Below are 13,488 nucleotides of genomic sequence, written 5' to 3'. Positions count from 1 at the left end.
CCCAACAGGAGACATTTGCCGTCGCGTAAAAACAGGCGCGCCCGCCCTGCCCTAACCGTGTCAGCCGATCAACCCGGCGAGATGCTTCCACAAACCCACCGCGCTCAGATCGTTGAACGTCACGACCATGAACAGCAACAGGATCGCCGCCAGTCCGCCGCGGAACGCCCATTCCTGAATCTCCGGGGTTACCGGACGCCGCCGTATCGCCTCGATCGCATAGAACAGCAAATGCCCTCCATCGAGCATGGGGACTGGCAACAGGTTGATGAACCCCAAGTTAATCGAGATGAGCACGGCAAGGCTGACGAACGAAACCCAGCCCAGGCTGAGCTGCTCGCCCGAAACCTTCGCCATGCGGACCACGCCAGCCATATCCTTGACCGAGCGTTGCCCGGTGAGCAGCTGGCCAAGCGTCGTACCTGTCATGGTCAACATATCGCCGATGCCGCGCAACGCGACGCCCGGTGCTTCAAGCACGCCGACCGGAGCGAACGTGATGGCGGCGGGTCCCACGCCCAACAGCCCGACATCCTGCTTGTTGCCGAACTCATCGGTCTGGTGATCGGTGCCGATCACGAGATCGCGTGACAAATGCTGGTCGCCACGGTCCAAATCGACATGGACACTCTGCCCGGCACGGATCCGGATGAAGTAGACGAGGTCTTCGAACCTGGCCATTTCGCGGCCGTTGAGCGCGGTGATGCGGTCGCCGGGCTGCAGGCCGGCGGCCGCCGCGGCGCTCTTGGGCTGGACCGACCCGATCTGGGTCGTGGTGGTGCTCTGCCCGTAGATCAGCGTGAAGCCGAAGATGATCAGGAACGCGAGCAGGAAATTGGCGAATGGCCCCGCGAGTACCACTAAGGCGCGCTTCCATACCGCCTTCGACTGGAAAGTCTTCGCGCGCTCCTCGGGCGGCAGCGCCAGCCAGTCGGGATCGCTCAGCCCGGCGGGGCTCATGTCGCCGGCGAAGCGGACGTAGCCGCCGAGCGGCAACGCGCTGAGCTTCCAGCGCGTCCCGCGCTTGTCGGTCCAGCCGGCGATCTCGCGCCCGAAGCCGATCGAGAACACGTCCGCCTTGATCCCGAACCAGCGCCCGACGAAATAATGCCCGAGCTCGTGGAAGAACACGAGCGGCCCGAGCATCAGAGCGAACGCCACTATGGTCAGAAAAAGGCCGGGGCTTTGAATCAATTCACGCAATCCTCTACTCGCGCCCCCGCGACGCTACGCGCTTCGCCGTCGATGGCCAACACGTCATCCAGCGTGCTCGGCGCCGCCGGATCGTAGCGATCGAGCGTATCGGCGACGATTGCGGCAATTTCGAGGAACCCGATCCGGCGATCGAGAAACGCCGCCACCGCGACTTCGTTGGCGGCGTTGAGGATCGCCGGGCGCGCGCCGCCGGCCTCGAGCGCGCGCCGCGCCAGTCCCAATGCGGGAAAGCGCGTTTCGTCGGGTGCTTCGAAATCCAAGCGCCCGACCGCGACGAGGTCGAGCGGCGCCATCGGCGTTGCCATGCGGTCGGGCCAGGCGAGGCAATGCGCGATCGGCACGCGCATGTCGGGCGGGCCGAGCTGCGCCAGCGTCGACCCGTCCGCATATTCGACCATCGAATGGATCACCGATTGCGGGTGGACGACGATCTCGATGGCGGAGGGCGCGACCGGGAACAGCCGCGCCGCCTCGATCAGTTCGAGTCCCTTGTTCATCAGCGTCGCCGAATCGACCGAAATCTTCGCGCCCATCGACCAATTGGGGTGCGCGACCGCCTGTTCGGGCGTCGCGCCGCGCATCTGGTCGAGACTCCAGTCGCGGAACGGGCCGCCGCTCGCGGTCAGGACGATCCGGCGGACGCGGTCGGTCTGGTCGGGCGCGAGGCACTGAAAGATCGCATTGTGCTCCGAATCGGCGGGGAGCAGCGTCGCGCCGTGCGCCGCAGCGGCGGCGAGGACGACCTCGCCTGCGGACACCAGCGGCTCCTTGTTGGCGATGATGACTGTCTTGCCGCCCTCGATCGCCGCCAGCGTCGGCGCCAGCCCGACACAACCGACGATCGCGCTCATCGTGACGTCGGCGCCCGACCGCGCCGCGTCGCACACGGCCCGCGTACCGCCTGCCGCCCCGATATCGGTACCGCGCAATGCATTCTGCAGCGCAGGCAGGCAGCGCTCGTCCGCTACGACCGCCAGCTCCGCTCCCGTGCGGATGGCCGCCGCCGCGAGGCCCTCGACATCGCAATTGGCGGTCAGCGCCTTGATCCGGAAATCGCCGGGCGCGCGCTCGATCAGGTCGAGCGTCGAGGTGCCGACCGACCCGGTCGCGCCAAGGATGGCGACGCTTTTCATCAGAACAGCGACAAAATCTTGGGTAGAACGACGACCAGCAACGCCGCGACAGGTGCCACCGGTACTAAGCCGTCGAGCCGGTCGAGCGCGCCGCCATGCCCGGGCAGCAACGTCCCGCTATCCTTCGCCCCCGCGCGGCGCTTGAGCCAGCTTTCGAACAGATCGCCGCCCTGCGCGATGACCGCGAGGAACGGCGTTGCCAGCACCGCGGCTTTGCCCAGCCCCCACCCATAATGCAGCGCCACCGCGAACAGGCTGGCCGCCACCATCCCGCCGATCAGTCCGGCCCAGGTCTTGTTGGGGCTGAGCATCGGCGCGAGCTTCGGCCCCCCGATCGCGCGGCCCGCGAAATAGGCCCCAATGTCGCACATCCACACCAGCGCCAGCGTCCAGACCGTATAGAGCAGCCCGATATCCTTCTGCTGCCGGATCAGCAGCAGCGCGAAGACGGGAACCGCGACATAGACCGCCCCCCACGCCAGCCAGGCGCTGCGCGTGGTCGCGCCGATGAAGAAGAACGCCGCGCCGATCAGCCCGGCCGCGATAAACCCCGGACCTGCCGCGAGCACCGGCGCCATGATCGCCAATGGGACGACAAGCGCATACAGCGCCAGCCGCTTATGTCCCGCCGACGCACCGACGAGATCGGCCCATTCGGCGACCATGACGAGCCCGAGCGCCACCGCGACCAGCCAGAAGACCAGCCCGCCGTACCAAAGCGCCACCAGCGCCACCGCGATCAGCCCGGCGGCGGTCACGATGCGTGTCACCAGTTCGGGCGGCTTCTTCTGCGTGGAAGGAACGCTCACAACCCTCCAAAACGGCGCTGCCGCCGTCCGAACGCATCGATCGCTTCCTGCAGCGTCTCCGCGTTGAAATCGGGCCATAGCGTGTCGACGAACAGCAATTCGGCATAGGCCGCCTGCCACAGCAGGAAATTGGACAGGCGTTGCTCGCCCGAGGTGCGGATCAGCAGGTCGAGCGGCGGTAAGTCGCTTGTCTCGAGCAAGCCGTCGATCGCCTCCGTGTCGATCGCTTCCGCCGCCATCTCGCCATCGCGAACACGCCGCGCGAGCTCCTGCGCCGCCGCCGCCAGTTCGGCTTGCGATCCATAGTTGAGCGCGATCACCAGCAACGGCCCGGTGTTGCCCGCCGTGCGCGCCATCGCGTCGTCGATCATCGCCACCGTATCGGCGGAGAATTTGCGATAGTCGCCGATCACGCGAAGCCGGACGTTCTCGCTGACCAGTTCGGCCAAGTCGCTCTTTATGAAGTGGCGCAGCAAACCCATCAGGTCGCCGACTTCCTCTTCCGGACGCCGCCAATTCTCCGACGAGAAGGCGTAGAGCGTCAGCGCCTCGATCCCCAACGCGCGCGCGGCGCGCGTGACGGTCCGGACCGCCTCGACGCCCTTCCGATGTCCGGCGATCCGCGGCAGATGCCGCTTCTTCGCCCAGCGCCCGTTGCCGTCCATAATGATCGCGACGTGGCGCGGCAGCGCCGCCGCCGCGACGGCGTTCGCCGTATCGCTGGCGGCCATGGGCTTCACTGGCCCAGGATTTCCTTTTCCTTGGCGTTCGCCGCGGCGTCGATGTCGGCGATCGTGCTGTCGGTCAGCTTCTGCACCTCGGTCTCGTGGCGCTTGCGCTCGTCTTCGGAATAGACGCCCTTCTTTTCGTCGGTCTTGAGGCTGTCCATCCCGTCGCGGCGCACGTTGCGCGCGGCGACGCGCGCCTTTTCGGCGTACTGCCCGGCGAGCTTCGCCAGTTCCTTGCGGCGCTCCTCGGTCAGGTCGGGGATCGGCAGCCGCAGCGTGTTGCCGTCGTTGATCGGGTTGAGCCCGAGGCCAGCCGAACGGATCGCCTTTTCGACCGGCCCGATGTTCGACTTGTCCCACACCTGCACCGACAGCATCCGCGGCTCGGGCGCCGACACCGTCGCGACTTGGTTGAGCGGCATGTGCGATCCGTAAACCTCGACCGTCACCGGATCGAGCAACGCGGTCGAGGCACGCCCGGTGCGCAGGCCCGCGAGGTCGTGCTTCAGCGCCTCGGTCGCGCCCGCCATCCGGCGTTCCAGGTCGGCCTTGTCGTATGCGGCCATGGCGGCTCTCCTTGTTCTTTTATGCGTTCGTGACGACGGTCGAGACGCCCTCACCGCGCAGCACCGAGGCGAGGTTGCCCGGTTCGCGGATGTTGAACACCACGATCGGAATGTTGTTGTCGCGGCACAGCGCGATGGCACTCGCGTCCATCACCTTCAGATTGTCCGCGAGGACCGTGTCATAAGTCACGGTATCATAGCGCTTCGCGTCCGGGTTCCTCTTGGGGTCGGCGTCGTACACGCCGTCGACCGAAGTCCCCTTGAACAGCGCATCGCACTTCATTTCCGCAGCGCGCAGCGCGGCGCCGCTGTCGGTGGTGAAGAACGGCGAGCCCACGCCCGCAGCGAAGATCACGACGCGGCCCTTTTCCAGATGCCGCTCCGCGCGGCGGCGAATGAAGGGCTCGCACACCGCCGCCATCGGGATCGCCGACTGGACGCGCGTTTCGACGCCGATCTGCTCGAGCGCATTCTGCACCGCCAGCGCGTTCATCACGGTCGCGAGCATGCCCATGTAATCGGCGGTCGCGCGCTCGAAGCCTTTGGCCGCCGCCGACAGCCCGCGAAAGATGTTACCGCCGCCGACCACGACGCAGAGTTCGTGTCCGGCGTCGCGCGCGTCCTTGATCTCGCCCGCGACGCGCGCCGTCACCGCGGGGTCGATCGCGAGCTTGCCCTCACCCATCAGGACTTCGCCCGACAGTTTCAGGAGGATGCGTTTGTAGGCGGGGCTGGTCATCGTCTCTCGGCGGTTCGTGGAGCGGCGCGGACCTTAGGGGCGCGGCTCCGCGATGCCAAGCAAAGATGCCCGCGATTTTCGGCGCAGTTTCGGGCTGGACCTGGCATTTGGCGCGCGCGAGAAGCATGGCGATGACGCCGCCCGACATCGCCACCCTCGTCGCCGATCCGTGCTGGCTCGCCTATCGTTATGATTGGCGGCGCGACGAGGTGCAGTTTGTCCGGCTGCCGCGCGAGGCGCACCGCACAGCGGTGTTCCTGCCGGGGCCGGCGGTGGCAAACGCCCCGCGCCACGCGGTGCCGCGTGCCTCGCTTCCGGGGTATCGCCCGGTGCAGGCGCCGCTTCACCTGATCCTTCATTCCGGGCTGACCGGGTCGACGCTGCTGGCCCAGGCGCTCGACCAGCCCGGCGTTGCGATGACGCTCAGCGAGCCGCCGATCCTGACCGATGTGATGAGCCATCGGTTGAGCGGTGTGACCCCGCAGCAATCCGCGGCGGTGCTTGACGATGTGCTGATGTTGCTCGCGCGCCCATTCGCACCGGGCGAGGCGGTGGTGATCAAGATGGGCAATATCGGCAATGCGCTCGGCGGCGACATCCTCGCGCGGCGGACCGACAGCAAGGCGCTGTGCCTCAACGCGCCGTTGCCGGTCTATCTCGCCTCCGCGGCGCGCAAGGGGCTGATGGGACGGATCTGGGCACGCAAGCTGTTCGTCGCGTTGCGCAGCGCGCGGCTCACCGAGCTCGGCTTTACCGAGGACGAAGTGTTCGAACACACCGACCTGCAGATCGCCGCCGATGCCTGGCTCGCGCTCCATCGCGTGATGGGGCAGACGAGCGCCCAGTTCGGCGCGCGCGTGCGGTCGATCGGCAGCGAAGCGTTGCTCGAGCGGCCATCTGCCGCGCTGACGGCGATCGCGGCGCATTTCGGTCTCGCGCTCGACGTGCCGGCGATTGTCGAGGGCCCGCTGTTCCAGCGTCATGCCAAGAGCGGCCAGCCGTTCGACGCCAATCGACGCGCTGACGAGCTCCGCGATGCCGCCGCGACACACCGCGACGAGATCGACATGGTCGTCCAATGGGCCCGCAGCGTCGCCGATACGCAGCGTATCGCGTGGGAATTGCTCAATTCACTCGCCGCGTGACGCAAAAAAGGCCGCGCTCCCTGACGAGAACGCAGCCTTTTCACGCCCGAAAGCCAAGCCTTACGCCGGCTGCGGCACGCCCGAGGCGGCGGCGACTTCGGCGGCGAAGTCGCTCTCTTCCTTTTCGATGCCTTCGCCGAGCTGGAAGCGGACGTAATCGACCAGCTTGATTTCGGCGCCGGCTTCCTTGCCCGCGTTCGCCACGACCTGCGCGATCGGCGTCTTGCCGTCCATCACGAACAGCTGGCTGACCAGCGCGTTTTCCTTGCGGTACTTGGCGATCCCGCCCTCGACCATCTTGGCGATGATGTCGGCCGGCTTGCCGCTCTCGGCCGCCTTTTCGGTCGCGATCGCACGCTCGCGTTCGATCAAAGTCTGGTCGAGCCCACTTTCGTCGAGCGCCAGCGGGAACGCCGCGGCGATGTGCATCGCCAGTTGCTTGCCGAGTTCCTGGAGCTTGTCGGCCGGCGCGGCGCTTTCCAGCGCGACGAGCACGCCGATCTTGCCCAGACCTGGCGCCTGCTGGTTGTGCATGTACGAGACGACCGCGCCCTGCGGCACTTCGAGCCGCTTCGCGCGGCGCAAATTCTGGTTCTCGCCGATCGTCGCGATGTTGTTGGTCAGCACTTCCTCGACCGTCTTCGGGCCGAGCGAAGCCGCCTTGATCGTCGCGAGATCGTCACCCAGCTCGAGCGCAACCTGAGTCACGTCGCGAACGAAGCCCTGGAACTGATCGTTCTTTGCGACGAAGTCGGTCTCCGAGTTCACCTCGACCGCAGCGCCGCGCGTGCCGCTGACCGCGACGCCCACCAGCCCTTCGGCTGCAGTACGGCTCGACTTCTTGGCGGCGGCCGCGAGACCCTTGGTGCGCAGCCAGTCCATCGCGGCTTCCATGTCGCCGCCATTTTCCTTCAATGCCTTCTGGCAATCGAGCATGCCCGCGCCGCTCTTCTCGCGCAGTTCCTTGACCATTGCTGCCGTGACATCGGCCATTTCATCTATCCTTCTAACAACATCTGTTCGTGCTGAGCCTGTCGAAGCACGTGTCCGGAACACGCCCTTCGACAAGCTCAGGGCGAACGGTGGGGTGGCGATGCGCTACCCCACCGGCATGATGGTTACGCGTCGAGCTGACGCTCGGCCTCGGCTTCCAGCTCGGCAGTTGCCGGAGTTTCCTCCGCCGGCGCCGGATCGGTGCCGACCGCTTCCTCGGTCGCTGCGGCGGGCTCGGCCTTGGCCTTCTTCGCCTTCTTCTCGGGAGCAGCCTCGGCAGCCGGGGCTTCCGGTGCTTCGACAGGCGTTTCCACCGCCGGTGCGACAGCAGCCTCGCTCGGCGCCTCGAACGCCGCCGCCTCGGCAGCGACCTCAGGCGTGGGCTCGGCCGCCGGGGCAGCGTTCAGCGCTTCCTCGCGCGGCGCTTCGACCTGCGCGCCGAGATCGACACCGGACGCTGCCTGACGATCCTGTCCGCCACGCGTCGCGGCGATCGCCACGGCTTCGCAATACAGGCGGATGGCGCGCGCGGCGTCGTCGTTCGCCGGCACCGGGAAAGCGATGCCGTCCGGCGACACGTTCGAATCGAGGATCGCGACGACCGGAATGCCCAGCGTGTTGGCTTCCTTGATCGCCAGCTCTTCCTTGTTCGCGTCGATCACGAACATCACGGACGGAACGCCACCCATGTCGCGGATCCCGCCGAGCGACAGCTCGAGCTTGTCCTTCTCGCGCGTCAGGTTGAGCACTTCCTTCTTGGTCAGCCCGGCGGTGTCGCCCGACAGCTGCTCTTCGAGCGTCTTGAGGCGCCGAATCGAGTTGGAAATGGTCTTCCAGTTGGTGAGCATGCCGCCCAGCCAGCGGTGGTTGACGAAATGCTGGCCAGAGCGGCGTGCGGCGTCGGCGATCGGCTCCTGCGCCTGGCGCTTGGTGCCGACGAACAGTACCTTGCCGCCGGCGGCGACCGACTGGCTGACGAAATCGAGCGCGCGCGCGAACAGCGGCACGGTCTGCGACAAATCGATGATGTGGACGCCGTTGCGATCGCCGAACAGGTACGGTTTCATCTTCGGGTTCCAGCGATGCGTCTGGTGTCCGAAGTGCGCACCAGTCTCGATGAGCTGCTGCATGGTGACGACAGGTGCCGCCATAGGGATAACTCCTTCCGGTTGAGCCTCTGGGAAGCGGGAACCAGACAGCTTGCCTGGCACCGGGTTATGATGCTTCCCATGCGGGTTGAGGGCGGGCCGTTAGCCGAAGCTCCGCGGGAACGCAAGTGCAGCAATCCCGTCAGGACGAAAACGCGCCGCAAGACAGCCGAGAGTTATCCACACAGCGACTTGGTTGCTCGTTTCGTCCGGCCAAACGCACTTTTTATCGTTACCCTGCCGATACATCGTGGCGAACGGCTGGTCGATTGGAGCGAAAATCGGCATTTTATTCCTGCTATGTTCTCGTTTTTCGCTTGACTACTAGAACATCAACAGAACATACAGCGATCATTCACAGGACGGGAACCTTTGGAATCGACGAACCGTTGATTCCATGTCGGTTCGGTCCGGCCAAAGGGGAATAGTCGCGATGATCACGCTGATTGCCATCCTGACCTTCGCCGGTGCGCTGAGCGCCGCGGGCTATGTCATCTACGCCACGGTCGCGCCCGCGCTGCCGAAGATCCAGGCGGCGCTGGCCGGTCAGGGCGGCGTGTCGAGCCTGCCGCCGCTGCCGATGCGCCGCGTGTCGACCTTGCGCGTTACGGTGCGTCCGGCGGCGCAACCGACATATTGGCGCGCAGCCGCCTGACCCGCGCATAGCCGGCGACGCTGAACGGGATCAGCGCCAGGTAGATCGCGCAGATCACGACGAGCGTGGGCCAGGGCGCGGAAATCAGCGCCGCGCCGATACCGACGATGACCACCAATGCCTCGAACCGGATCCGCCGCCGCAGCCGCATCGATGCCCAGCCATAGGTGGCGAGGCTCGATACCATCAGCACCGCGACGAACGCGACCCACGGCGCCACCAGCCAGGGCGAGCGGAACCGGTCCTCGCCGGTGATGAACCACAGGTACATCGGCAGCATCGCCCCGATCGCGCCCGCCGGCGCGGGAATGCCGGTATTGTAGCCCGCCGCCTTGCGTGGCTGATCGGTTGCGTCGATCGCCGCGTTGAACCGCGCAAGCCGCAACGCGCAGAACACCGCGAACAGCAGCGCGCAGATCCAGCCGAACTTGGGCGAGGTGTGCAGCGACCAGAGGTAGAGGATCAGCGCGGGCGCGACCCCGAACGAGATCGCATCGCTCAGCGAATCGAGCTCCGCCCCGAACCGGCTGGTCCCGCGCAGCATCCGCGCGACCTGTCCGTCCACGCCGTCGAGCGCGCTCGCGACCAGGATCATCACCACCGCAAGCTGCCAGTTCGGTCCGTTTACGTCGCCGATCGCGAACCGCACGCCCGTAAGCCCCGAGCAGAGCGCGAGCGCGGTCAGCGCGTTGGGCGTGATCGCGCGCAGCGGCAGGCCCTGTGGTGCGCGGTCGCGCAAGCGGCGCGGTGGCCTCATATTCCCTCTCCTACCGGAAGAGGGAGGGAGCGCCGGAGGCGCGGAAGGGTGAGGGCAGGTCGAAGCGGTTCGACCCTGCCCCCACCCCTCGCAGCTATGCTGCTCGACCCTCTCCCGATGGGAGAGGGTTGAAGGGCGCGACCTCTCACTGCGTAATCCCGTTCATCGCCTCGCCGCCGACCTTGCCCAGGATCGTCTCGCCAGCGATCGAGCGTTGGCCGAGGATCACTTGTGGCACGGTGTCGGCGGGCAGGAACACGTCGACGCGACTGCCGAACCGAATCAGCCCGACGCGCTGCCCGGCGGCGATCATGTCGCCTTCCTTGACGAACGCGACGATCCGCCGCGCGACGAGCCCGGCGATTTGCGTGAAGCCGATCAACCGGCCGTCTTTCCCCTCGACCACGATATGCTGGCGCTCATTCTCCTCGCTCGCCTTGTCGAGGTCGGCGCTGAGGAACTTGCCCGAAATATAGACGACCTGGCGGATCGTCCCCGCGATCGGGGTGCGGTTCACGTGCACATCGAACACGCTCATGAAGATCGAAACGCGGATCAGCGGCGCGGTGCCGAGGATCGCGAGCTCGGCCGGCGGCACCACCGGCTGGATCATCGTAATGAGGCCATCGGCGGGCGCCACGACCAGCCCGTCGCCCTTCGGCGTCACGCGGATCGGGTCGCGAAAGAACGCCGCGACGCCGAGTGTCAGGAACACCAGCGGCCAAAACAGGAAGCGCAAGGGCGAGAAGATCAGCGCGATCAGCACCGCCACCGCGACGATGATGACGTAACGCTGCCCCTCCGGATGCATGGCGGGAAAGCGCCACTTGATGGTGGGCGTGCCGATTTCCGGCGGGTCGATCGAAGGCATAGCGCGCCTCTAGGCCTTGCCGATGCACGCGGCAATGGCCGCCCGCAACATGCCGCTTTCCTACACGCAAACGTTTTTGATATGTTCCGATGATGGCATTCTACCTGGCCCGGCCCAACAGTTGCCAGTCAAAGGCCGCGTGCCGTACGTGCGCGGCCAGTCCATGGGCACTGCGAACATTGGGAACATTCGGCGAAGGCGGCCCCTGCTTGACCCCCTTCCCCGCTTCCTCCTAGAGCGCCCGCCAAACCTCCCATTCAGGAAACGAGCATGGCCAAGATCAAGGTGAAGAATCCCGTCGTGGAAATCGACGGCGACGAAATGACGCGGATCATCTGGGAATGGATCCGCGAGCGCCTGATCAAGCCGTATCTCGACATCGATCTCGATTATTACGACTTGGGCATCGAATATCGCGACCAGACCGACGACCAGGTGACGATCGACGCCGCGCACGCGACGCAGAAGTACGGCGTCGCGGTGAAGTGTGCGACGATCACCCCCGACGAGGCGCGGGTCGAGGAATTCGGCCTGAAGCATATGTGGAAGTCGCCCAACGGCACGATCCGCAACATCCTGGGCGGCACGATCTTTCGCGAGCCGATCGTGATTTCGAACGTCCCCCGCCTGATCCCGGGCTGGACCAAGCCGATCGTCGTCGGGCGTCATGCGTTCGGCGACCAATATCGCGCGACCGACTTCCGCGTGCCCGGCCCCGGCAAGCTGAAGATCAGCTGGGAGGGCGCGAACGGCGAGAAGATCGAGAAGGACGTGTTCGACTTCCCGTCGTCGGGCGTCGCGATGGCGATGTACAACCTCGACGATTCGATCCGCGACTTCGCGCGCGCGTCGATGCATTACGGCCTCAACCTGAAGTGGCCGGTGTATTTGTCGACCAAGAACACCATCCTCAAGGCGTATGACGGCCGCTTCAAGGACCTGTTCCAGGAAGTGTTCGACGCCGAGTTCGCCGACCGCTTCAAGGAAGCCGGCATCGTCTACGAACACCGCCTGATCGACGACATGGTGGCGAGCGCGCTCAAATGGTCGGGCGAGTTCGTCTGGGCCTGCAAAAATTACGACGGCGACGTCCAGTCGGACCAGGTCGCGCAAGGCTTCGGGTCGCTCGGGCTGATGACCTCGGTGCTGCTCTCGCCCGACGGCAAGACGGTGGAGGCCGAGGCCGCGCACGGCACCGTCACGCGCCACTATCGCCAGCACCAGCAGGGCAAGGCGACCTCGACCAACCCGATCGCGTCGATCTTCGCTTGGACCGGCGGCCTCAAGTATCGCGGCAAGTTCGACGGCACGCCCGACGTGACCCGCTTCGCCGAGGAGCTCGAGAAGGTCTGCGTCGAGACCGTCGAGAGCGGGAAGATGACCAAGGACCTCGCGCTGCTGATCGGCCCCGATCAGGCGTGGATGACGACCGAGCAGTTCTTCGAGGCGGTGCGCGAAAACCTCGAAACGCGGATGGCGAGTTGGGCCTAGTCCGGCCGGGCGTTCGGCGACCAGACATGCTCGCGCCGGACGCCCAGCCCGATCATCCGGCCGGGAATGCGGCGCAGGATCGGGAAGCGATTCAACAGCCGCAGGAGTAAGGGCGTGCGGCGCGGGGCGCGGTGCTGGTCGATCAGCCGCGACAGCAGATTGTCCTGCGCGAGCCGTTGCGCGCCCTGGATCACGCGCGTCGGGAACATCCGACGTGCCCGCACGCGATCAAGCAGCGCATCGATATCGCGGCCACGGGTCAGCGGTTCCGCCAGGATGTTGGCCGCGGCGACCGCATCCTGGATCGCCAGGTTGATCCCGATCCCGCCGATCGGGCTCATCGTGTGCGCGGCGTCGCCGATGACCAGCAAACCCGGGCGGCTCCATCGGTCGAGCCGGTCGAGCCCGACCGACAGCAATTTGATCGCGCCCCAGTCGGGCAGAATCTCGGCGAGCGAGCCGAGCTCGGGCGCCGCTGCCTCTACTTCGGCACGCAACGGCGCAATGCCGCGCGCTTCCAGATCCACCGCCGCGCCCTTGGCCACGACCATCGCGCATTGCCAGTAATCGAGCCGATCGATGAACACGAGCACGCGGCCCGGGCTGACGACCGCCCGCAGCCCCGGCTCGCTGTCGGGGTCGCGCGGCACGCGAAACCACAGCACATCGATCGGCGATCCTAGATCACGCAGCGGCAAGCCCGTCCGGGCGATCGACGTGCGGCCGTCAGCGGCGATCACCAGATTGCGCGCGGCGATATGCGATCCATCCGCCAGCGTCACGCCCGTCACGCGGCCCGCGCTTTCGACGAAGCCCTTCACCTCGGCCTCGCGGCGCAGGGTGAAGTTCGGCAGCTTTTCGGCATGATCGTCCAGAAAATCGAGGAAATCCCATTGCGGCATCATCGCGATGAACGGCGCCGCGACGGGCAAATGGCTGAGGTCGCCGATCACCAGATCCTGGCCGAACCAGTTGATCGTCGCGCGGTCGATCCGGTTGTGCGCCCGCGCCAGAAAGTCGTTCAGCAACCCAAGCTCGTCGAGGATTTCCATCGTCGAGGGGTGGACCGTATCGCCGCGGAAATCGCGGAAGAAGTCCTTGTGCTTTTCCAGCACGGTCACGCCGATCCCGGCGCGCCCCAGCAGGAAGCCGCACATCATTCCGGCCGGCCCGCCGCCGACGATCACGACATCGCTCGCTCCGCCATCCATGCCGTGACAAGTGCGCGGCCCGCCGCC

The 13,488-nt window shown here is 66.3% G+C and carries 13 protein-coding genes and 1 pseudogene; 3 read left to right on the top strand and 11 right to left on the bottom strand.

The window, feature by feature from the left end:
- Nucleotides 1-60 precede the first annotated feature (60 nt).
- From rseP to pyrH, 6 genes are read right to left on the bottom strand one after another with little or no spacing between them, the layout of a single operon-like run.
- Complete coding sequence (gene rseP, locus E7773_RS06190) at nt 61-1,194, bottom strand: RIP metalloprotease RseP (protein ID WP_293989502.1); 1,134 nt, start codon at nt 1,192-1,194, stop codon at nt 61-63.
- Nucleotides 1,191-2,348 carry a 1-deoxy-D-xylulose-5-phosphate reductoisomerase gene (locus E7773_RS06185; RefSeq protein WP_293989501.1) on the bottom strand — a complete coding sequence of 386 codons (1,158 nt, stop codon included), beginning with the start codon at nt 2,346-2,348 and terminating at the stop codon, nt 1,191-1,193. The genes rseP and E7773_RS06185 overlap by 4 nt, the downstream gene beginning before the upstream one ends.
- A complete protein-coding gene (locus E7773_RS06180; RefSeq protein ID WP_293989999.1) occupies nt 2,348-3,121 on the bottom strand; it encodes a phosphatidate cytidylyltransferase in 774 nt (257 codons plus the stop codon). The genes E7773_RS06185 and E7773_RS06180 overlap by 1 nt, the downstream gene beginning before the upstream one ends.
- Before the next feature lie 32 nt (nt 3,122-3,153).
- On the bottom strand, nt 3,154-3,888 hold the full coding sequence (locus tag E7773_RS06175) for an isoprenyl transferase (RefSeq protein WP_293989998.1): 735 nt from the start codon (nt 3,886-3,888) through the stop codon (nt 3,154-3,156).
- 5 nt (nt 3,889-3,893) lie between these two features.
- Nucleotides 3,894-4,451 carry a ribosome recycling factor gene (gene frr, locus E7773_RS06170; protein WP_293989499.1) on the bottom strand — a complete coding sequence of 186 codons (558 nt, stop codon included), beginning with the start codon at nt 4,449-4,451 and terminating at the stop codon, nt 3,894-3,896.
- Between the two features lie 19 nt (nt 4,452-4,470).
- Nucleotides 4,471-5,190: a UMP kinase gene (gene pyrH, locus E7773_RS06165; protein ID WP_293989498.1), complete on the bottom strand. Its 720-nt coding sequence runs from the start codon at nt 5,188-5,190 to the stop codon at nt 4,471-4,473.
- A 65-nt stretch (nt 5,191-5,255) separates the two neighbouring features.
- On the opposite strand from pyrH, the gene E7773_RS06160 reads away from it, so the two are divergent.
- On the top strand, nt 5,256-6,335 hold the full coding sequence (locus E7773_RS06160; protein ID WP_293989497.1) for a hypothetical protein: 1,080 nt from the start codon (nt 5,256-5,258) through the stop codon (nt 6,333-6,335).
- A gap of 60 nt (nt 6,336-6,395) precedes the next feature.
- On the opposite strand, the gene tsf is transcribed toward E7773_RS06160, so the two are convergent.
- Both tsf and rpsB read right to left on the bottom strand, forming a co-directional pair.
- Nucleotides 6,396-7,328: a translation elongation factor Ts gene (tsf, locus tag E7773_RS06155; protein ID WP_293989496.1), complete on the bottom strand. Its 933-nt coding sequence runs from the start codon at nt 7,326-7,328 to the stop codon at nt 6,396-6,398.
- A 404-nt stretch (nt 7,329-7,732) separates the two neighbouring features.
- Nucleotides 7,733-8,479 (bottom strand): annotated as a pseudogene (rpsB, locus tag E7773_RS06150) (30S ribosomal protein S2); the annotation flags it as partial.
- 430 nt (nt 8,480-8,909) lie between these two features.
- Between rpsB and E7773_RS06145 the strand changes: the two are divergent.
- The gene (locus E7773_RS06145) at nt 8,910-9,131 is read left to right on the top strand and encodes a hypothetical protein (RefSeq protein WP_293989494.1); all 222 of its coding nucleotides are present in this window, start codon (nt 8,910-8,912) and stop codon (nt 9,129-9,131) included.
- Here the strand turns inward: E7773_RS06145 and E7773_RS06140 are convergent.
- Nucleotides 9,082-9,888 (bottom strand): phosphatidylcholine/phosphatidylserine synthase, encoded by an 807-nt coding sequence (locus E7773_RS06140; RefSeq protein WP_293989492.1) that lies wholly within the window; start codon nt 9,886-9,888, stop codon nt 9,082-9,084. The two genes, E7773_RS06145 and E7773_RS06140, sit on opposite strands and share 50 nt — an antisense overlap.
- Before the next feature lie 145 nt (nt 9,889-10,033).
- A complete protein-coding gene (locus tag E7773_RS06135) occupies nt 10,034-10,759 on the bottom strand; it encodes a phosphatidylserine decarboxylase (RefSeq protein ID WP_293989491.1) in 726 nt (241 codons plus the stop codon).
- Between the two features lie 270 nt (nt 10,760-11,029).
- Between E7773_RS06135 and E7773_RS06130 the strand changes: the two genes are divergently transcribed.
- A complete protein-coding gene (locus tag E7773_RS06130) occupies nt 11,030-12,250 on the top strand; it encodes an NADP-dependent isocitrate dehydrogenase (protein WP_293989490.1) in 1,221 nt (406 codons plus the stop codon).
- Here the strand turns inward: E7773_RS06130 and E7773_RS06125 are convergent.
- Complete coding sequence (locus E7773_RS06125) at nt 12,247-13,461, bottom strand: FAD-dependent oxidoreductase (RefSeq protein ID WP_293989489.1); 1,215 nt, start codon at nt 13,459-13,461, stop codon at nt 12,247-12,249. The two genes, E7773_RS06130 and E7773_RS06125, sit on opposite strands and share 4 nt — an antisense overlap.
- Nucleotides 13,462-13,488 lie beyond the last annotated feature (27 nt).

The sequence above is a fragment of the Sphingomonas sp. genome (genome assembly GCF_004799495.1).
GTDB lineage: Bacteria > Pseudomonadota > Alphaproteobacteria > Sphingomonadales > Sphingomonadaceae > Sphingomonas.
This window is presented reverse-complemented; position numbering and strand designations above follow the sequence as displayed.

Bases quoted from the DNA above. Each gene is read 5' to 3' on its own strand.
- E7773_RS06185 (WP_293989501.1), bottom strand. From the start codon at position 2,348: ATGAAAAGCGTCGCCATCCTTGGCGCGACCGGGTCGGTCGGCACCTCG.
- E7773_RS06175 (WP_293989998.1), bottom strand. From the start codon at position 3,888: ATGGCCGCCAGCGATACGGCGAACGCCGTCGCGGCGGCGGCGCTGCCG.
- frr (WP_293989499.1), bottom strand. From the start codon at position 4,451: ATGGCCGCATACGACAAGGCCGACCTGGAACGCCGGATGGCGGGCGCG.
- pyrH (WP_293989498.1), bottom strand. From the start codon at position 5,190: ATGACCAGCCCCGCCTACAAACGCATCCTCCTGAAACTGTCGGGCGAA.
- E7773_RS06160 (WP_293989497.1), top strand. From the start codon at position 5,256: ATGCCCGCGATTTTCGGCGCAGTTTCGGGCTGGACCTGGCATTTGGCG.
- tsf (WP_293989496.1), bottom strand. From the start codon at position 7,328: ATGGCCGATGTCACGGCAGCAATGGTCAAGGAACTGCGCGAGAAGAGC.
- E7773_RS06145 (WP_293989494.1), top strand. From the start codon at position 8,910: ATGATCACGCTGATTGCCATCCTGACCTTCGCCGGTGCGCTGAGCGCC.
- E7773_RS06140 (WP_293989492.1), bottom strand. From the start codon at position 9,888: ATGAGGCCACCGCGCCGCTTGCGCGACCGCGCACCACAGGGCCTGCCG.
- E7773_RS06135 (WP_293989491.1), bottom strand. From the start codon at position 10,759: ATGCCTTCGATCGACCCGCCGGAAATCGGCACGCCCACCATCAAGTGG.
- E7773_RS06130 (WP_293989490.1), top strand. From the start codon at position 11,030: ATGGCCAAGATCAAGGTGAAGAATCCCGTCGTGGAAATCGACGGCGAC.
- E7773_RS06125 (WP_293989489.1), bottom strand. From the start codon at position 13,461: ATGGATGGCGGAGCGAGCGATGTCGTGATCGTCGGCGGCGGGCCGGCC.